The sequence below is a fragment of the Streptomyces sp. NPDC037421 genome, assembly GCF_055602105.1.
Genome location: NZ_JBVJWV010000008.1, coordinates 142,670 through 158,299, shown reverse-complemented (window position 1 = coordinate 158,299; position 15,630 = coordinate 142,670). Strand labels below are relative to the sequence as shown.

The 15,630-nt window shown below is 73.9% G+C and carries 21 protein-coding genes and 1 pseudogene; 8 read left to right on the top strand and 14 right to left on the bottom strand.

What is annotated here, in order from left to right:
* The first annotated feature begins 48 nt into the window (after positions 1-48).
* Entirely contained in the window at positions 49-1,266 is a 1,218-nt protein-coding gene (locus ACZ7IF_RS15045) for an FAD-dependent monooxygenase (RefSeq protein WP_470969892.1), read from the top strand.
* A 48-nt stretch (positions 1,267-1,314) separates the two neighbouring features.
* Here ACZ7IF_RS15045 and ACZ7IF_RS15040 read toward each other — a convergent pair whose 3' ends face one another.
* On the bottom strand, positions 1,315-1,905 hold the full coding sequence (locus ACZ7IF_RS15040; protein WP_470969889.1) for a TetR/AcrR family transcriptional regulator: 591 nt from the start codon (positions 1,903-1,905) through the stop codon (positions 1,315-1,317).
* 8 nt (positions 1,906-1,913) lie between these two features.
* Positions 1,914-2,540: a TetR/AcrR family transcriptional regulator gene (locus ACZ7IF_RS15035; RefSeq protein WP_470969886.1), complete on the bottom strand. Its 627-nt coding sequence runs from the start codon at positions 2,538-2,540 to the stop codon at positions 1,914-1,916.
* Between the two features lie 107 nt (positions 2,541-2,647).
* On the opposite strand from ACZ7IF_RS15035, the gene ACZ7IF_RS15030 reads away from it, so the two are divergent.
* The gene (locus ACZ7IF_RS15030; RefSeq protein WP_470969882.1) at positions 2,648-3,595 is read left to right on the top strand and encodes an alpha/beta fold hydrolase; all 948 of its coding nucleotides are present in this window, start codon (positions 2,648-2,650) and stop codon (positions 3,593-3,595) included.
* On the opposite strand, the gene ACZ7IF_RS15025 is transcribed toward ACZ7IF_RS15030, so the two are convergent.
* Positions 3,576-4,535: a GlxA family transcriptional regulator gene (locus ACZ7IF_RS15025; RefSeq protein ID WP_470969878.1), complete on the bottom strand. Its 960-nt coding sequence runs from the start codon at positions 4,533-4,535 to the stop codon at positions 3,576-3,578. The two genes, ACZ7IF_RS15030 and ACZ7IF_RS15025, sit on opposite strands and share 20 nt — an antisense overlap.
* A 105-nt stretch (positions 4,536-4,640) precedes the next feature.
* On the opposite strand from ACZ7IF_RS15025, the gene ACZ7IF_RS15020 reads away from it, so the two are divergent.
* Positions 4,641-5,234: an MBL fold metallo-hydrolase gene (locus tag ACZ7IF_RS15020; protein ID WP_470969875.1), complete on the top strand. Its 594-nt coding sequence runs from the start codon at positions 4,641-4,643 to the stop codon at positions 5,232-5,234.
* Positions 5,235-5,404: 170 nt separating this feature from the next.
* Here the strand turns inward: ACZ7IF_RS15020 and ACZ7IF_RS15015 are convergent, their stop codons facing one another.
* The 6 genes and pseudogenes from ACZ7IF_RS15015 to ACZ7IF_RS14990 form a co-directional block, all read right to left on the bottom strand.
* Entirely contained in the window at positions 5,405-5,860 is a 456-nt protein-coding gene (locus tag ACZ7IF_RS15015) for an iron chaperone (RefSeq protein ID WP_470969872.1), read from the bottom strand.
* A gap of 106 nt (positions 5,861-5,966) precedes the next feature.
* Positions 5,967-6,185, bottom strand: a pseudogene (locus tag ACZ7IF_RS15010) (helix-turn-helix transcriptional regulator); the annotation flags it as partial.
* Positions 6,185-6,595, bottom strand: coding sequence for a VOC family protein (locus ACZ7IF_RS15005; protein ID WP_470969869.1), 411 nt, complete (start codon positions 6,593-6,595; stop codon positions 6,185-6,187). The gene ACZ7IF_RS15005 and the pseudogene ACZ7IF_RS15010, both read right to left, overlap by 1 nt.
* 53 nt (positions 6,596-6,648) lie before the next feature.
* Positions 6,649-6,981 carry a DUF3040 domain-containing protein gene (locus ACZ7IF_RS15000; RefSeq protein WP_470969866.1) on the bottom strand — a complete coding sequence of 111 codons (333 nt, stop codon included), beginning with the start codon at positions 6,979-6,981 and terminating at the stop codon, positions 6,649-6,651.
* A 58-nt stretch (positions 6,982-7,039) separates the two neighbouring features.
* Entirely contained in the window at positions 7,040-7,546 is a 507-nt protein-coding gene (locus ACZ7IF_RS14995) for a hypothetical protein (RefSeq protein ID WP_470969863.1), read from the bottom strand.
* Positions 7,534-8,079 (bottom strand): RNA polymerase sigma factor, encoded by a 546-nt coding sequence (locus tag ACZ7IF_RS14990; protein WP_470969860.1) that lies wholly within the window; start codon positions 8,077-8,079, stop codon positions 7,534-7,536. Before ACZ7IF_RS14990 ends, ACZ7IF_RS14995 begins: the two co-directional genes overlap by 13 nt.
* A 185-nt stretch (positions 8,080-8,264) precedes the next feature.
* On the opposite strand from ACZ7IF_RS14990, the gene ACZ7IF_RS14985 reads away from it, so the two are divergent.
* The 4 genes from ACZ7IF_RS14985 to ACZ7IF_RS14970 all read left to right on the top strand — a co-directional run bounded on the left by ACZ7IF_RS14985 (position 8,265) and on the right by ACZ7IF_RS14970 (position 11,025).
* Entirely contained in the window at positions 8,265-9,119 is an 855-nt protein-coding gene (locus ACZ7IF_RS14985; RefSeq protein WP_470969856.1) for an L-threonylcarbamoyladenylate synthase, read from the top strand.
* 101 nt (positions 9,120-9,220) lie between these two features.
* Complete coding sequence (locus ACZ7IF_RS14980) at positions 9,221-10,054, top strand: alpha/beta fold hydrolase (RefSeq protein ID WP_470969853.1); 834 nt, start codon at positions 9,221-9,223, stop codon at positions 10,052-10,054.
* A gap of 351 nt (positions 10,055-10,405) precedes the next feature.
* Positions 10,406-10,714 carry a hypothetical protein gene (locus ACZ7IF_RS14975; protein ID WP_470969850.1) on the top strand — a complete coding sequence of 103 codons (309 nt, stop codon included), beginning with the start codon at positions 10,406-10,408 and terminating at the stop codon, positions 10,712-10,714.
* Between the two features lie 116 nt (positions 10,715-10,830).
* Positions 10,831-11,025 carry an antitoxin gene (locus ACZ7IF_RS14970; RefSeq protein ID WP_470969847.1) on the top strand — a complete coding sequence of 65 codons (195 nt, stop codon included), beginning with the start codon at positions 10,831-10,833 and terminating at the stop codon, positions 11,023-11,025.
* Here the strand turns inward: ACZ7IF_RS14970 and ACZ7IF_RS14965 are convergent.
* From ACZ7IF_RS14965 to ACZ7IF_RS14955, 3 genes are all read right to left on the bottom strand, one after another.
* On the bottom strand, positions 10,973-11,818 hold the full coding sequence (locus tag ACZ7IF_RS14965) for an alpha/beta fold hydrolase (RefSeq protein ID WP_470969844.1): 846 nt from the start codon (positions 11,816-11,818) through the stop codon (positions 10,973-10,975). The two genes, ACZ7IF_RS14970 and ACZ7IF_RS14965, sit on opposite strands and share 53 nt — an antisense overlap.
* A gap of 69 nt (positions 11,819-11,887) precedes the next feature.
* On the bottom strand, positions 11,888-12,340 hold the full coding sequence (locus ACZ7IF_RS14960; RefSeq protein ID WP_470969840.1) for a pyridoxamine 5'-phosphate oxidase family protein: 453 nt from the start codon (positions 12,338-12,340) through the stop codon (positions 11,888-11,890).
* A 95-nt stretch (positions 12,341-12,435) separates the two neighbouring features.
* Positions 12,436-13,635, bottom strand: a complete 1,200-nt coding sequence (locus ACZ7IF_RS14955; RefSeq protein ID WP_470969836.1) for a PP2C family protein-serine/threonine phosphatase — start codon at positions 13,633-13,635, stop codon at positions 12,436-12,438.
* A gap of 303 nt (positions 13,636-13,938) precedes the next feature.
* Here ACZ7IF_RS14955 and ACZ7IF_RS14950 point away from each other — a divergent pair, with 303 nt between their 5' ends.
* The gene (locus ACZ7IF_RS14950; RefSeq protein WP_470969833.1) at positions 13,939-14,430 is read left to right on the top strand and encodes a DUF5994 family protein; all 492 of its coding nucleotides are present in this window, start codon (positions 13,939-13,941) and stop codon (positions 14,428-14,430) included.
* A gap of 45 nt (positions 14,431-14,475) precedes the next feature.
* Here the strand turns inward: ACZ7IF_RS14950 and ACZ7IF_RS14945 are convergent, their stop codons facing one another.
* The gene (locus ACZ7IF_RS14945; protein ID WP_470969829.1) at positions 14,476-14,811 is read right to left on the bottom strand and encodes a MerR family transcriptional regulator; all 336 of its coding nucleotides are present in this window, start codon (positions 14,809-14,811) and stop codon (positions 14,476-14,478) included.
* 259 nt (positions 14,812-15,070) lie between these two features.
* Positions 15,071-15,340 carry a CBS domain-containing protein gene (locus ACZ7IF_RS14940; protein WP_470969824.1) on the bottom strand — a complete coding sequence of 90 codons (270 nt, stop codon included), beginning with the start codon at positions 15,338-15,340 and terminating at the stop codon, positions 15,071-15,073.
* Positions 15,341-15,630 lie beyond the last annotated feature (290 nt).

The following is a 15,630-nucleotide window of genomic DNA, read 5'->3' as shown; positions in this document are numbered from 1 at the left end:
GCCGGTCGCCGACGACCGGCGGTCTGCGGTCGGACGATCGGGGGATCCATGGAACAGGTGAAGAACCGGCGCGTGCTGGTGTCCGGAGCGGGCATCGCGGGCACCACGCTGGCCTACTGGCTGCTGAGGCACGGCTTCGAGCCCACGGTGGTGGAGCGGGCGCCGGCCCTCCGCGAGGGCGGGTACAAGATCGACGTCCGGGGCGCGGCCCTGGAGGTCGTCAAGCGGATGGGCGTCATGGCGGAGGTCCGCCGCGAACGCACCGACGTCCAGGGCGGATCCATCGTCACCGCCACCGGCAAGCGGGTGGCGAGCATGGACGGGGACACCTTCGGCGGGCGCGAGGGGGAGGACGCCGAGATCCTGCGCGGCGATCTGAACCGCATCCTGTACGACCTCACCAAGGGCGAGGCCGAGTACCTCTTCGACGACTCCGTGGTCTCGCTGGAGGAGGGGCCGGACGGGGTCGAGGCCGTCTTCGAGAGCGGCGGGCGGCGGGTGTTCGACCTGGTGGTCGGCGCGGACGGACTGCACTCCCACACCCGGGCCCTGGCCTTCGGGCCGGAGGAAGGTTTCGTCCACGACCTCGGCTACTACGTCTCCATCTACAGCGTCCCCAACCACCTCGGCCTCGACCGGTGGGAGCTGACCTACGTCTCCCCGAACCGGACGGCGCTGACCTACAGCACCGCCAAGGACACCGGGGCGAAGGCCATGTTCCTCTTCGCCTCCGGGCCGCTGGAGTACGACCGCCGCGACCCCGTCGCGCAGAAGCGGCTCCTGGCCGAGGCCTACGCGGGCGAGGGCTGGGAGGTGCCCCGGCTGCTGGCGGCGGTCGGCGACGCCCCCGACTTCTACTTCGACTCCCTCAGCCAGGTCCGGATGGACCGCTGGTCGAAGGGGCGCACCGTGCTGGCCGGGGACGCCGCCCACTGCGCCTCGCCCGCCTCGGGCCAGGGCACCAGCCTGGCCCTGGTCGGCGGCTACGTCCTCGCCGGGGAGCTCGCCGCCGCGGCCGGCGGCCACGAGGCCGCCTTCGCCGCGTACGAGAGCGCGATGCGGCCCTTCGTGGAGGCGAACCAGAAGCTCGGCCCCGCCAACATCAAGCACATGGTGATGCGGACCAGGGGGCAGGTCTGGATGCAGCTCAAGCTGCTCGCGCTGATGAACCGGCTGCCGGGCAAGGAGAAGATGACGGCGAAGGTCCTGGAGCCGATCCACCGGGCGGCCAACGCCATCACGCTCAAGGAGTACGAGCGCCCCTGACCGGGGGGCCCGGCCTCCGGGCGGACGGCGCTGCTTCGCGGACACCCCTCAGCGGGTCAGGGAGTCCAGCCAGGCGGTGAGGCGGGCGCCCTCGCGAGTCATGACCTCGGGCTCGCGCAGGGCGTTGGCCAGGAGCGACATGCCCTGGTAGCCGGCGACGAGGGTGAGGGCGAGGCCGTCCGGGTCGGGCAGGTCCAGGGCCCGGAACTGGAGGCCGGCCCAGTCCAGCAGCCGGCGGACGACCGCCCCCGCCTCCGCGTCGAGCGTCCCGTCCGGGCGCTTGTCGAGTTCGACGGCCAGGGTGCCGGTGGGGCAGCCGCGCCGGGCGGCGGTCTCGCGCTGGGAGACCCAGGCGGCGACCAGGCCCTTGAGACGCTCCAGCGGGTCGGGCAGCTCGTCCAGCCGCCGGGTGAGTCCGTCCAGGTGGGAGCTCTGCTCGGACAGTGCGGCCCGGACCAGGTCGTCCTTGGTCTTGAAGTAGTAGTAGACGTTCCCGACGGGGACGCCGGCCGCCTGGGCGATGTCCGCGAGGGTGGTCCGTTCGACGCCCTGCTCGTGCAGGACCTGCGCGGCCGCCTCGGCGAGCCGCTTGCGCTTGTCGGCCGCCCGTGCCGTGCGGGTTCCCGGTGAGTCAGTCACCCGACCGACTATAGGGGCCCCGCCACCGGGCGCGGCGGGGTGAAGATCCGGTCCAGGTGGTGGCGCAGCACCGCCACGGCCGAGTCCGGTCCCCGCTGGCCCACCAGGATGCTGGTGCCCAGGGTGCCCGCCATGGCCAGCAGGCCGATGGCCTCCGTGCGCGCGTCGATGTCCGGGCCGGTCAGGCCCGCCTCCCGGGCCTGCGCGAGCAGCCCGGCCAGGGCGTCCTCGGCGGCGTCGGGGTTGTCGATGAACGGCTGTGCGGCCAGCGCGGCGTCCGTCACGGACAGGATCGCGTACGAGCTGTAGAGCAGGTGGAAGGTGCGGCTCTCCTCGTCCGTGGGCAGGGACGCCAGCAGCAGCGCCTCGGCCGTCGCGCGCGGGCCCGGGGCGGGCCCGGCGGCGGCGAGGCGGGCGCCGACGCGTGCGGTGAAGCGGTCGGTGAGGTGCCGGAGCCCGTAGAGGAGCAGCTTCTCCTTGGTCTCGAAGTAGTACTGCACGAGCCGGAGCGAGACCCCGGCCTCGGCGGCGACGTCGCGCATGCCGACGGCGTGCAGTCCGCGCCGTCCGGCCACCCGGACGAGCGCCTCGGCGATCTGGCCGCGCCGTTCCTCGTGGTCAACGCGCTTCGGCATGTCCTCGTGTCTCCGTCCGTAGCCCTGCGCCCCCTTGATGGTACCGCCGTATCAACAACGTGGTACGTTCGTATCACGAAGAACGGATCTTCCCAGGAGGTGCCGCCGTGCCCGAGACCGCCGTGACCCAGAGCGCGACCCGCGTACGCCGCGATGTCGGCCGCTACGTCAACGACACCCTGCGCGACCGCTACTTCGCCGCCGCCGACGTGCTCTACGCCATGGGCGCGCCGGTCCGTTCCGAGACGGACGTGGAGACGGGCTTCGGCACCACCCGCGTCTACCGGTACGGCCCCACGGACCCCGCCGCCGAGTCCCGGACCCCGATCGTGCTGATCCACGGTGCCGGCTACAGCTCGGCGATGTGGTACCCCAACACCCCCGGGCTCAGCCTCGACCGCCCCGTCTACGCCCTCGACACCCCCGGCGACGCGAACCGCAGCGTCCACCGCGAGCCCATGTGGCAGCCCGAGCGTGCCGCGCAGTGGATGGACGAGGCCCTCGACGCGCTCGGCCTCGACCGGGTCCACCTCGTCGGCTCCTCCTACGGCGGCTGGCTGGTGCTCAACCAGGCCCACCTGCGCCCCGGACGGCTCGCCTCCGTCACCGCCCTCGACCCCGGCGGCCTGGAGAAGGTCGGCCTGCGCTTCTTCGCCTGGGTCTTCGTCAGCCTGTTCGCCACCTTCGCCCCCAAGGCGCTGCGCCCCCGCCTCGCCAAGTGGCTGGACCAGCCGGTCATCGCCGTCCCCGAGATGCGCGAGTGGATCCAGCTCGGCGCCCGCGCGTACCGGATCCGCCGCCCGGCGCCCCTGCCGCTGGCCGAGGACGCGCTGCGGTCCATCCGGACCCCGCTCTACGTCATCATGGGCAAGCACAGCCTGCTCGTGCACCCGAAGCGGCAGCTCGAACGCGTCCCCCGGCTGGTACCCGGAGCCCGCGCCGAGATCATCTCCGCGACCGGCCACGGCCCGCAGATCGACCACCCCGACGTGGTCAACGCCCGGATGCTCTCCTTCATGGAGGACGCCGACTCCCTCACCGCGCCGCGCGGCTGAACGCCCTGCGGTACGAGCGCGGCGGCACCCCGCGCCGCCGTACGAACTGCTCGCGCAGCACCGCCGCACTGCCGAAGCCGACCAGCCGGGCGATCTCCTCGACCGGCAGGCCGGTGGTCTCCAGCAGCTCCTCGGCGCGGCTGAGCCGCAGCCCCAGCAGCCAGGCGTGCGGGGTGGTGCCGGTCGAGGCCGCGAAGCGGCGGGCGAAGGAACGCCGGCTCATCAGCGCCCGCCGGGCCAGCTCCGCCACCGGCAGCGGCTCGTGCAGGTGCTCCCGGGCCCACGCCAGCACCTCGGCCAGCTTCTCGTCCCGGCAGTCCTCGGGCACCGGCGTCGCCAGGTACTGCGCCTGCCCGCCGTCGCGGTGGGACGGCAGCACCAGGTCCCGGGCGATGGCGTTGGCCGTGGCGGCCCCGTACTCCCGCCGCAGCAGGTGCAGGCACAGGTCGAAGCCGGCGGCGGCACCCGCGCCCGTGACCACCGCCCCCTCGTCCACGTACAGGGAGTCCGGTTCGACGCTGACCCCCGGATGGCGCTCGGCCAGCAGGCCGGCGAACCGCCAGTGCGTGGTGGCGCGGCGCCCGTCGAGCAGCCCGGCCGCCGCGAGCGCGAACGCCCCCACGCAGTGCGCCGCCACCAGCGCGCCCCGACCGTGCGCGGCGGCCAGCGCCTCCAGCACCGCGGGGGCCGGCGGCGTACGGAAGTCCGCCCAGGGCAGGGCGATCACCAGGTCGGCGGAGGCCAGCCGGTCCAGGCCGTGCTCCACCATCAGCGGCAGCCCGACATCGCTGCGCACGGCACCGGGCCGGTCCGTGCAGAGGGCGAAGTCGAAGCGGGGCAGCCCCTGCCCGCGCTCGTCGAACACCTCGGAGACGATCCCCGCCCCGAGCATCCCGACACCGGGAGGGGCGTACGCGGCGACGGACACGAAGGGCGGCATGCGCGCAGTCTGGCACGCGGACGGCCGGGGCGGTGGCACGATTCCCGCGATCAGTGGCAGTACGGCCACTCGTGAAGGGGCCCGCCAGGGCGAAGACTTGGGGACATGACGAACGCACCGCTCGGCGCCACCGCCCGCTTCCGCATCCTGACCACCGGCTACACCCTCTCCACCGGCCCCGGAGTGGCCGCTACCGTCTCCTACATCGGCGACGGCGACCACCACGTGATCGTCGACCCCGGCATGGTCGCCGGCCGCGACCGGATCCTCGGCCCCCTCGCGGAGATGGGCCTCGGTCCCGACGACATCACCGACGTGGTGCTCAGCCACCACCACCCCGACAACACCATGAACGTCGGCCTCTTCGGCCACGCCCGCGTCCACGACCACAAGGCGATCTACGAGAACGACCAGTGGACCGACCGCGACGCCGAGGGCCACGAGCTGACCCCCTCGCTCCGGCTGATCCGCACCCCGGGCCACAGCCGCGAGGACATCACGCTGCTGGCCGGCACGGACGAGGGCGTCGTCGCCTTCGTGGGCGACCTGTGGTGGCGCCCCAACGGCCCGGTCGACGACCCGGTCGCCCCGGACCACGACGTCCTGCGGGCCTCCCGGGAGCGGGTGCTCGCCGCCGCGGACGTGATCGTCCCCGGCCACGGCCCCGCCTTCCCGGCGGACGACACCGCGCCCCTCTAGGCCCTGGCCGGGCGATCTTCGCGGGCCCGCGACGTCCGGCACGGCACCTCGCCGCGTTGTCGGAGCGCGCGAGTACGGCCGAGTACGAGCTGCGCTCCTCCGCCTTGCGATGCACCGCGCCAGACCCCGCGGCCTGATCCACGAAGATCGCCCGGACAGGACCCAGGGGGTCAGCCGGCGGCCTTCGCGATGAGCGCGCCGATCCGCTCCCCGTCCGCCGTGCTCGCCTCCGTGAGGGCGTAGGAGGTGGCCCACATGGTGCCCTCGTCGAGGTGCGCCTGGTCGCTGAAGCCGAGCGTGGCGTACCGCGACTTGAACTTCTGCGCGCTCTGGAAGAAGAGGACGACCTTGCCGTCGCGGGCGTACGAGGGCATGCCGTACCAGAGCTTCGGGGCGAGGGCGGGGGCGTGCTCCTTGACCAGGGCGTGGACCCGCTCGGCCAGGACGCGGTCGGCGTCCTCCATCTCGGCGATCTTCGCGAGGACCTCGGCCTCCGGGTCCGCCTTGGCGGCGCGCGGGCTGCGGCGCGCGGACGCCTTCAGCTCCTTGGCGCGCTCCTTCATCGCGTCGCGCTCCTCCGCCGTGAACCCGTCGTACTTCTCTTCGGCGGTGCTGGTGCTCGTCATCTCGTTTTCCCCTCGTGCGCGGAGTGGCGGAGTGCTCGGAAGGTGGTGCCCGGGACTCGGTTGGTGCTCCGGATCAGGTGGTGGCGGCCGCCGCGCGGACGGCGGCGCGGCGCGCGGTGACGTAGGCGTACGGGGAGCCGCCGTAGGCGAGCCGGAACTCGCGGCTGAGCTGTCCGGCCGGCATGCCCGCGGCCCGCGCGAGGGCCAGGACGTCCAGCGGCCGCGCGTGCTCCCGGTCGATCCGGTCGCGTACCCGGCGCAGCCGCACGAGTCCCTTCAGGTGCTGTGCCTCGGTGAGCGCGCGCGCCCACCCGGGGCGGCACATCAGCGCAGTTCCTGGATCCGGACCAGGTTGCCCGCGGGGTCGCGGAAGGCGCAGTCGCGCACGCCGTACGGCTGGTCGGTCGGTTCCTGGACCACCTCGGCGTCGGTGGCCTGCACCTTCTCGAAGGTGGCGTCCAGGTCGCGGGTGGCCAGCAGGATCCAGCCGTAGGTGCCCTTGGCCATCATTTCGAGGATGGTGCGGCGCTCGTCCTCGGTGATGCCGGGGTCGACGGCGGGCGGCGCCAGCAGGATCGACGTACCGGGCTGGCCGACGGGGCCGACGGTGATCCAGCGCATCTTGCCCTGGCCGACGTCGCTGCGGACCTCGAAGCCGAGGACGTCGCGGTAGAAGGCCACCGAGGCGTCCGGGTCGTCGTGCGGGAGGGCCGTGGTGTGAATGGTGATGTCCATGCCCGCAACGTTAGTTGCGGGCACCGGGGGGCGCTTCTCGATTCCTGACCGGTTCAGTTCCCGCTGCCCGGGGCCCTGGCGTTCGCCTTGCGGCGCCCCCACGAGCAGCCCATCCGCAGCAGCCGCACCACGGTGGCCACCCAGACGCCGGCGAAGAGCCAGAGCAGCGCCGGCGAGCCCGTCGCCACGGCCCGTACGAAGAGGCACGCGCAGGCGAGGACGAGCAGGACGGTCCACGCTCCCGCACGGCTCCAGGTGCCGCTCCACGGTCCGAGCCCCCGGCGCAGCGTACGGAGCCTGCGGTCGAGGCGTCCGTCGGACCGCAGGTCGCCCTCGATGCCGGCGAGGATCATGCGCTCGTGCTCCGAGAGCTCGGGGCCGTCCATGGCAGACCTCCCGGGAGTCCGGTACCCGCACCTCCCGCGGCACGGATGCCCACTGCGCCTACCCTCCCGGCCGCCGCCCACACCCCTGCCCTTCGTCCAGCTGGTCGGTGAGCCGCTTGAGGGCCTTGGCGCCCAGCGGGTCCACCAGGGGGTGGAGGGCGCGGTCCAGCAGCCGGACGCCCGGGATCCGCAGGGCGCCGAAGAAGGCGAAGCGGGTGCCGTCCCCCTCGGGCACGGCGGCCATCCCGCCCAGGACGAACCGGCTCTGCATCAGGCACCAGCCGGGGCGCAGCACGATGTCGAAGCGCGCCCGCATGCCCAGCGGGCTGCGCGCCCTGGCTTCCAGGCGGTCGCCGCGGGCCGAGGTCACGGTGAAGGCGCTGATGTCGGTGATGAGCCGGGGCAGCTGTTCCTCCAGGTCCGAGGCCAGCCCCCAGACCCGGTCGAACGGCGCCGGGACCAGGTGTTCCGCGTAGCCGGCGGCCGGAGTGGTGCGGGCGACGACCCGCAGCCTGCGGACCGCGTCGAGTTCGGCGACGGGCCAGTCCTCGTTCAACGTCCCCACGCCTTCCTGAAGTTGCGGCGGGCCCGGAAGAGCCGGGTCCGCACGGTGGGCTCGGGTACGCCGAGGAGTGCGCTGACGGCGTGCTCGTCCATGCCCTCCAGGTCGCGCAGGACCAGGACGGCGCGGTGGGCCGGGGTGAGCCGCTCCAGCACGTCCCTGATGTCGGCGGCGAGCTGGGGATCGCCGGCGGCGGGGACGTCGTCGAGCGGGTCCGGGACGGCGCGGGCCGCCGTACGGGCGACCCGGACCGCCTCCCGCACGGCGATCACCCGCACCCACCCGAACAGGGCGGCGGGCTCGCGCAGTTGGCCCAGCTTGCGGAAGATCGTGATCAGCGCCTCCTGCGCGGCGTCCGGACCGTCCTGGAGGGCGATCGGCCCGCACAGCCGGCCGACGTAGGGGGTCAGCAGGTCGAGCAGGTCCTGGACGGCCATCCGGTCGCCGCGCTGGGCGGCGCGCACGAGCTCCGCGACGTTCGTATCCGTGTCCGTGTCCGTGTCCGTATCCGTGCCCGCGGTGCCGGTTCTGCTCACGGGATCCCCATGGCTTCCTCCTTGGCGAGGTCTCGGCCAGGAAGAGCGCGCAGGGCCCCGGAACATTCCCGGTGAGCCGCGTCACACCGCGGGCCGCCGTCGGGGAGGGCCGCGGCCACTCCCGGGGGTGACGACTCGGGAGTCCCGTCGTTGGCCTTCCTAAAAGATCATTTCGGAGGCCGGCAGTGAACGGACAGCGGACGAGGACGAGCGGGCGGCATCTGGTCCTGGACGACGCCGAGGACGTGAGGGCCGCGGCGGGCGCGCTCGCGGAAGGCTGCGCGGTGGCCCACGGGTTCGGGAACTCCTACGCCGTCACCGCGCGCGCCGACCGGGCCGTCGTCGAGCGGGTCAACCGGATGAAGGGCCGTCCCGACGGGCAGGTCGGCAGTGTCACCACCGTCCCCGAGCGGGTCCCGTCGCTCTTCGACTGGAACCGGCTCCCCCCGGCCCTGCCGCGCCGGCAGCTCCGCCAGCTCGTCGAAGAGCTGTTCCTGCTCGGCCCGTTCGGCTTCCGGGGACCGGCCGCCGCGCACGTGCCCCGGCACCTGACGGCCGTCCAGGACGGGGTCACGACCGTGCAGCTGATCGGCCCGGGTTACCGCTGCCCGTCCAACGGCTTCCTCGCCGAGGCCCTGGACCGCACCGGCGACGCCCTGCTCTGCGTCACCTCGGTGAACCGCTCCCGGTACCTGACCGGCGCGGAGCACGAACCGGCCCACTGGCGGGCCGAGGGCGTGATCGCCGACTTCGGCCACGAGGAAGACGTCAGGATCCTCGTCCACGACGACGAGCCCGCGGCCCGCCGCCGCCACCCCCACCACGCCCCGATGCCGACCACGGTGCTGTCCTTCCACCACGCACCCGGCCGCGGCCGCTCGGGACTGCCCGTCCTCACCCTCGAACGGCACGGCTCCCTCTCGGCGGACCACACCCGGGCCATCGCGGCCAACCACGGCTTCGCCCTCGTCCCCTCGGCCCGGGCCGCCCGCCGCCTGGCGGCCCGGGCCTACCCGGACGACGGTCGCCCGGACGCGTGACGTACGGCGCCGGGGCGTTGCCACGCTCCGGGCGCGCTGACTCAATGGCACCGGGCGCGGGCAGCGGCTCCCGGCCGCCGCCCTTCGGTGAGGAGACGGGGATGTCACGGGTCGAGGCGAACGGTGTCGGACTCTTCTACGAGGCGGGCGGGGACGGCGACCCGCTGGTCCTCGTGCACGGCTCCTGGGGCGACCACGAGACGTGGGCACCGGTCCTGCACGCCCTCGCACCGAGGTTCCGGGTGCTGGTCTACGACCGGAGGGGGCACAGCCGCAGCGAGCGCCCCGCGGGGCCCGGATCCCGGTTCGAGGACGAGGAGGACCTCGCCGCGCTCATGGAAGTGCTGGGGTTCGCCCCGGCGTACGTGGCGGGCAACTCCTTCGGCGCCTCGACCGTACTCGGCCTGGCGGCACGACGGCCCGAGATCTTCCGGGGGATCGTCGTCCACGACCCCCCGCTCATGGGCCTCGTGGCCGACGACCTCGAACTGCTGCCGTCGGCCGCCGCCGGCGGCCGGAAGATCGAATCCGTGCTGGAGCACCTGCGGGCGGACCGGCCGCTCGCGGCGGTACGGCAGTTCGTCGAGGAGGTCGTGCTGGAACCCGGTGCCTGGGAGCGCCTGCCGGAACGGGTCCGCGACACCTTCGTCGCCAACGCCCCCACCTTCCTGGACGAGCAGGCCGATCCGCAGTGGGCCGATCTCGACCTCGCCCTGCTCTCCGGCTACACCGGGCCCGCCCTGCTGTCGAAGGGCACCGAGAGCCCGCCGTGGTTCGCCGCGATCACGGACCGGGTCGCGCGGGCGCTGCCGCAGGCGCAGACGCACACCTTCGAAGGCGCCGGCCACATCCCCCACATCACCCACCCCGCGGCCTACGCGGAGCGCCTGATCTCCTTCGCGGACGGGCACGGCTCCCGTCGGCGCGGCGGATGACCGCGCTCCGGGGAGCGGCACGCCCGGGTCACGCGGCCGGGCGGCGGGCGTCGTCCAGCACGGGTAGTCGGTGTACCCGTCCTCCCCGCCCACGTACATCAGCCCCTCGTCCCGCAGGGGATTGGGGGCGGCGCCCACGCGCAGCCGCTCCACCAGGTCGGGGTTGGCGAGGAAGGCGCGGCCGAGGGAGACCAGGTCGGCTCCGGCGGCCAGCAGCCGCTCGGCCTCGTGCCGGCCGCCGTCGGCGGGCAGCGGCCCCGGCCACGGCAGCGCCGGGTTGGCGATCAGCGTGCCCGCCCACTGCTTGCGGATGCGCTGTAAGAGGGGCTGGTCCGGGTCGGCGAAGACGACGTGCAGACAGGCCAGGCCGGTGCCGGAGAGGGCGTCGACCAGCGCCGGGTACACCTCCTGCGCGTCGTCCTCGCGCCGGCCGTCACGTACTGGACGGAGCTGCTGAGCCTCATAGGCCGGGGCAAGGGGGTCTCGCCCGCCGGCGGGGGCGCGGAGCGCTACCACGCCCGGCCCGACGTGGTCTGGATCCCCTTCGGCGACGCCCCGCCCGTCGGCTACGGCTTCTTCTGGCCGACGGCCGGCGAGAGCGCCCGCGTACGGGCCTTCACCGACACGGTGTGCGAGATCGCGGGCCCCGACCTGCCCTGACGCCGCACGTCCCCGGCCCGGCCCGTCCGGCTCCGGGGTGCGGCTCCCGGCGAAGGCGCGGATGCTGGTTGTGCCGGCCGCGCTCCGGGCGTGCCGGCACCCGCAAGGAGGAACCCATGTCGATGCTCGACAAGCTCAAGGGCCTGCTGAAGGGCCATGAGGACACGGTGAGGCAGGGAGTCGACAAGGCGGGCGACGCCTTCGACGAGAGGACCGGCAACAAGTACCAGAGCCAGGTCGACATGGCCCAGCAGAAGATCAACGAGCAGCTGGGAACCGACAAGCCCCGGGAGCACCCGCCACAGGGCTGACTTCCGCCAGCAGTTCACGGAGTACGTCCAGCAGGACGTCCGGCCGCTCCAGATGGACGTCGTGTCCGGTCCCGGGGACGCTCAGGGCCACCGTCTCCGGCCGCAGCCGGAGCATCTCGCCGACCTCTTCGGGCGCGATGAAGCCGGACTGGCCGAGCACGGCCAGGGTCGGGCAGACCACCTGCGACCACTCGTCCCAGAAGGCCCGCCGGGCGTTCTCCGCCAGCGACCCGACCATCACGTCGCGCTCGAAGCACGGCCACCAGCCGCCGTCGCGTTCCTCCAGCCCGGCCGCCCAGCCCTCGCCGACCGGGCCGCCGCCGAGGAACTCGACGGCGCTCTCCCGCGACGGGAACGGCGTGGGCCAGGAGTCGAGCCACCCCCCGATCTCCGCCTGCACGTCAGGGGCGGGCCCGCCCGGCCCGGCCTCCACCAGGACCAGCGCGCGGAAGAGTCCGGGGTGCGCGGCGGCGGCGAGCATGGCGGTGTGGCCGCCCAGCGACTGGCCGACCAGGACGGGTCGCCGGAGGCCGAGCCGTTCGCACACGGCGACGGTGTCCGCGACGTACGCGGCCCGGGACACGTCCCCCGGCCGCCGCTCGCCGGCACCGTGGCCGCGCTGGTCCACGGCGACGACCCGGTGGCGGGGGCTCAGCTCCCGGGCTATGGCGTCCCATTCGCCCGCGTGCCCGGCCAGGCCGTGCAGCAGGACGACGGGCGGCCCCGAGCCGCCCCAGTCGCGGCAGGAGATGCGGACGCCCTCGCGGACGACGACGTGTTGCGACCAGGTCATGCGGGGTCCTCCGGACAAGGGCCGGCCCCACGCGTGCGGGCAGGCCGGACAGTGGGAACGGGCGCTCTTTCAGGCGAGCCAGCGGCCGTCGCGCATGAGGTCGCGCCCGCGCAGCTCGTTCGCTTCGCGCCAGGCCTGGACGCGGTGCGGCCGGATGAGGAAGTACTGGTAGTCGTCGAGGTCGTGCGGGTTGAAGCCGGTCTTGGCCCCGAACGTGTCGCCGGTCCCCGGGGGGAGGCCGGCGAGGTCCGCGGGCTCGGCGGTGCCGTCGACCATGACGACGTCGCGGGTCGGTCCGAGGCTGAGCCGCACCCGGCCGTCGGCCAGGAGGTTGCGGCCGGTCACCGAGGCGCGGGGGGTCGAGACGAGGAACGCCGTCCCGTCCCACAGGAACGACAGCGGTACGAGGTGGGCGCCGCCCGGTGCGCCCGAGGTCGCGAGCCACAGGTCGACGTCGTTCTCAAGCCGTTCGCGGGTGTCCCGCAGTCTCTCGCCGAGGTTTCGCGGCGGCGCGGTCGTCATGGTTCCTCCGGCAAGTCGGCTCGGGTGAGGGACGGTTCAGCGTACGGTGCTGCCGCTACGCGCCCGGTGCGAAGCCGTCCATGACGGCCCCTCCGTCATCCGCGCCACTCGAACAGGACGACCGTCGCGTCGTCCGAGGTGGTCTCGCCGCGTGCCCTCTTGAGGGTGTGGGACAGGTCCCGGGCCACCGTGCGGATTCCGCGGTCGTCCTGCTCCAGCTGGTTGACCCAGTCGATCAGCTGCGCCTCGCCGAACTGTTCCTGGCCGCTTTCGTGTTCCTCGATCAGGCCGTCGGTGAAGCAGAGGACGCGGTCGCCCGGCTCCAGGGCCACCGCGCTGACCTGCGGCTGGTCCCCTCCGAAACCGACGGGGAGGGTCGTGGGGCTCTCCAGGCGGCGTACGACGCGGTGGCCGCGGATCAGCATGGGCGCGGGATGCCCCGCGTTGACCCACTGGAGGCGCCCCGTGTCCGTGTCCAGGCGCATCATCTGGGCGGTCACGAAGTGGTCCGGGTCGAACTGCTCGGCGACGGCCCGGTCCATGAAGAGGTAGATCTCGGACAGCTCGATGCTGATCCTGCGGGCGTGGCGGTACGCGCCGATGGCGACCGTGGCCATGGTGGCCGCGTCCAGGCCGTGCCCCATGGCGTCGACCATGGCGAGGTGCAGGACGTCGCCGTTCAGGGCGTAGTCGAAGCTGTCCCCCGCCACGTCGTAGGCCGGTTCCAGGACTCCCGCGACCGCGACGCGCGGCATCACCATCGACAGCGGGGGCAGCAGGGACCACTGGATCTCCGCGGCCACGCTCATCGGTTCTCTGCGGCGGGTCCGGAAGAAGAGGTCGGTGTAGCCGTTCTTGGTCTGCAGCAGATCGGCCGCCAGGCCCGCGATCCTGCCCAGGAGGCGGCGGGCGTCGTCGTCCATCACGTCCAGGGTGACCGAGAGGACCCCCACCTGGTCGCCGCCGTCCAGCAGGGGCAGGTGGATCCGCACGCCGTCCGGCGTCGTGACTTCGACGGGGCGTGACTCCAGGAAGCACCGGCCGGCTTCGGACCGGTCGATGGGCTGCGGACCGCCTTCGGCCACGCCGTCGGCGGGCAGGGGGACCAGCTGCTGCTGTCCGTAGTCCTGGAGCAGGATCTGCGGGTCGCGGCCCCCCATCCGGGCCACGGTCTCGGCGACGAGCGGCCCGACCTGGTGCGGCGGCAGCTCGTGCGCCCGGTCCAGGAGCCCTCCGAGCAGTTCCTCCCCGAAGCTCTCCGAGCGGTCCCGGTCCCCGCACCCTCCGACGGTCATCCTGTTGCCTCCAACCGGGCGGCGGGCCGGCGTCCGGCTGCACGGGCGGCGTGGCCTCCAGGATGCGCCCCGGCGACCGGGCACGCCACACGGCATCCGGGCCGGAAAACGCCTGGCGGCACCCCACGGCCAGGACCTCCGGCCGGCTGCCGCCGGGCGCTTTCCGGCCCGCGGCGGTCGGGCGGCCGCCCTGGCCCGGGAGTACCGTGAGAGGACCGGCAGCGCGGCCTCCCCGGCAGAGCCAGAGCGGGCTCTGGCAGACACGGGCCGGAGCGGCCGGACCCCGTAGACGGGCGGACCACGATGGCTGACGCCGAAACCCCGCGCACACCCCCGATGACCCTGCCGGACGCGATCCACACGGCGGTCCAGCCGGGTACGGCCCTCCTGCGGCTGGAGACCACCGCTTCCCGGGAAGGCATCCTCGACGGAGCGTGGTGGCCACGCTCGCGCGACGTCGAAGGCGAGCTTCCCGCACTGATCAGCGCGCTGACCGAGCACCTCGGGCCCATCACCCGCGTCGGCCTGGACGCCTCGGCCTGGAACGGCCTGCCCACCCGCCTGGTCGTGGACGACCGGATCGTCCACCTCGACTCCGATGCCGTCGGAGACAGCACCGTCCTCATCACCCGCGGCGACCAGGACCATTTCGCGCTCCTGGTGATACCGCCCGGCACCGCACCCGATGCCGCCCGCGCCGCCATGGCCCGCGCGGTCCGCGCCGACAACCTCACATCGGCCGCCGAGATCCTCGTCGCCCCCACGGCCGCACCCCGGCGGGAGGAGCCGACGTGACCCGGCGCCGGGAACCCCCGCGGGCGGCGGTGCCGCACGCCCGCCTCAGTCGGTGGCCGGCGGCTCGGGCTCGGCGGCGCGCCGGTACTCGGCGTTGATGCGCTGGGCCTCCTCGAGCTGGTCCTCGAGGATGATGATGCGGCAGGCGGCCTCGATGGGGGTTCCCTGGTCGACGAGTTCCCGGGCCCGGGCGGCGATGCGCAGCTGGTAGCGGGAGTACCGGCGGTGCCCGCCCTCGGAGCGGAGCGGGGTGATCAGCCGGGCTTCGCCGATGGCCCGGAGGAATCCGGGGGTCGTACCGAGCATCTCCGCCGCCCGCCCCATCGTGTAGGCGGGGTAGTCGTCGTCCTCGAGACGGCCGATCGAATTGTCTGCTGCCATTCTCACCTCTCCGTGGGCCGCGCCTCGGGGCCCCGGCGCGGTACCGCACCAGGGCCCCGAGGGAACCGCACCATCTGCCGGCCTCAGTCTCGCGCCGACTTCCCGCGTCCGCGCGACTCACCGAAGGTACTGCTCCCCGCCGTGTCGCCGGTACCAGGGCGCGGCGGGCAGGGCAGGGCAGGGAGGGGCTGGTGCGGGACGGGGCGGGAGACGGAGGTGGGCCCGGCCGGCGTGCGCCGGCCCGGCCCTCGTGTGGCGGTCAGACCACCGCGGAAGTGCCCGTCCGCAACGGTTCCCGGCGGCCGAGGAGTTCGCGGAGCCGCACCCTGTCGGTGTACGCGGGACTCCCGCGGAAGGCGTCGAGCAGCGCTCGGGTGACCCGGCCGACGCGGCGGCCGTCGTCCTCGCGGACGATCAGGCTCTCGGCGCGGGCGCTCGCCATGACCGACAGGGCCACCTCGACGGTCATGTCGTCATAGAGCTGGGGTTCGGCATGGGCGGCGTGGGACTGGGTCCGGACAGGTGTCACGGGTACCTCCTGCGGAGCGGGAGAGGGCGTCGCAGAATCGAAAACCGCACCACTCGCACCGGCGTGAAATGAATTCCGAAATGCCGGTGCGAACGGAATCGGGAACGAAGGCCGCGCCGACGGAATCGGGGAATCTGCGGAATCGGAGGTGGGGGCGGAAGGCGTGCCCGGGTGTTTCCCTGCGGCGGCAGGACAACGGAAAAACGCGCGGCCGGGGGGGGGGGGGGGGGGGGGGGGGGGGGGGGGCGGGGGGGGGGGGGGGGGGGGGGCACCGCGGGCGCATCCCCTTA

Bases quoted from the DNA above. Each gene is read 5' to 3' on its own strand.
- ACZ7IF_RS15045 (WP_470969892.1), top strand. From the start codon at position 49: ATGGAACAGGTGAAGAACCGGCGCGTGCTGGTGTCCGGAGCGGGCATC.
- ACZ7IF_RS15035 (WP_470969886.1), bottom strand. From the start codon at position 2,540: ATGCCGAAGCGCGTTGACCACGAGGAACGGCGCGGCCAGATCGCCGAG.
- ACZ7IF_RS15025 (WP_470969878.1), bottom strand. From the start codon at position 4,535: ATGCCGCCCTTCGTGTCCGTCGCCGCGTACGCCCCTCCCGGTGTCGGG.
- ACZ7IF_RS15020 (WP_470969875.1), top strand. From the start codon at position 4,641: ATGACGAACGCACCGCTCGGCGCCACCGCCCGCTTCCGCATCCTGACC.
- ACZ7IF_RS15015 (WP_470969872.1), bottom strand. From the start codon at position 5,860: ATGACGAGCACCAGCACCGCCGAAGAGAAGTACGACGGGTTCACGGCG.
- ACZ7IF_RS15005 (WP_470969869.1), bottom strand. From the start codon at position 6,595: ATGGACATCACCATTCACACCACGGCCCTCCCGCACGACGACCCGGAC.
- ACZ7IF_RS15000 (WP_470969866.1), bottom strand. From the start codon at position 6,981: ATGGACGGCCCCGAGCTCTCGGAGCACGAGCGCATGATCCTCGCCGGC.
- ACZ7IF_RS14980 (WP_470969853.1), top strand. From the start codon at position 9,221: ATGTCACGGGTCGAGGCGAACGGTGTCGGACTCTTCTACGAGGCGGGC.
- ACZ7IF_RS14970 (WP_470969847.1), top strand. From the start codon at position 10,831: ATGTCGATGCTCGACAAGCTCAAGGGCCTGCTGAAGGGCCATGAGGAC.
- ACZ7IF_RS14965 (WP_470969844.1), bottom strand. From the start codon at position 11,818: ATGACCTGGTCGCAACACGTCGTCGTCCGCGAGGGCGTCCGCATCTCC.
- ACZ7IF_RS14960 (WP_470969840.1), bottom strand. From the start codon at position 12,340: ATGACGACCGCGCCGCCGCGAAACCTCGGCGAGAGACTGCGGGACACC.
- ACZ7IF_RS14955 (WP_470969836.1), bottom strand. From the start codon at position 13,635: ATGACCGTCGGAGGGTGCGGGGACCGGGACCGCTCGGAGAGCTTCGGG.
- ACZ7IF_RS14950 (WP_470969833.1), top strand. From the start codon at position 13,939: ATGGCTGACGCCGAAACCCCGCGCACACCCCCGATGACCCTGCCGGAC.
- ACZ7IF_RS14945 (WP_470969829.1), bottom strand. From the start codon at position 14,811: ATGGCAGCAGACAATTCGATCGGCCGTCTCGAGGACGACGACTACCCC.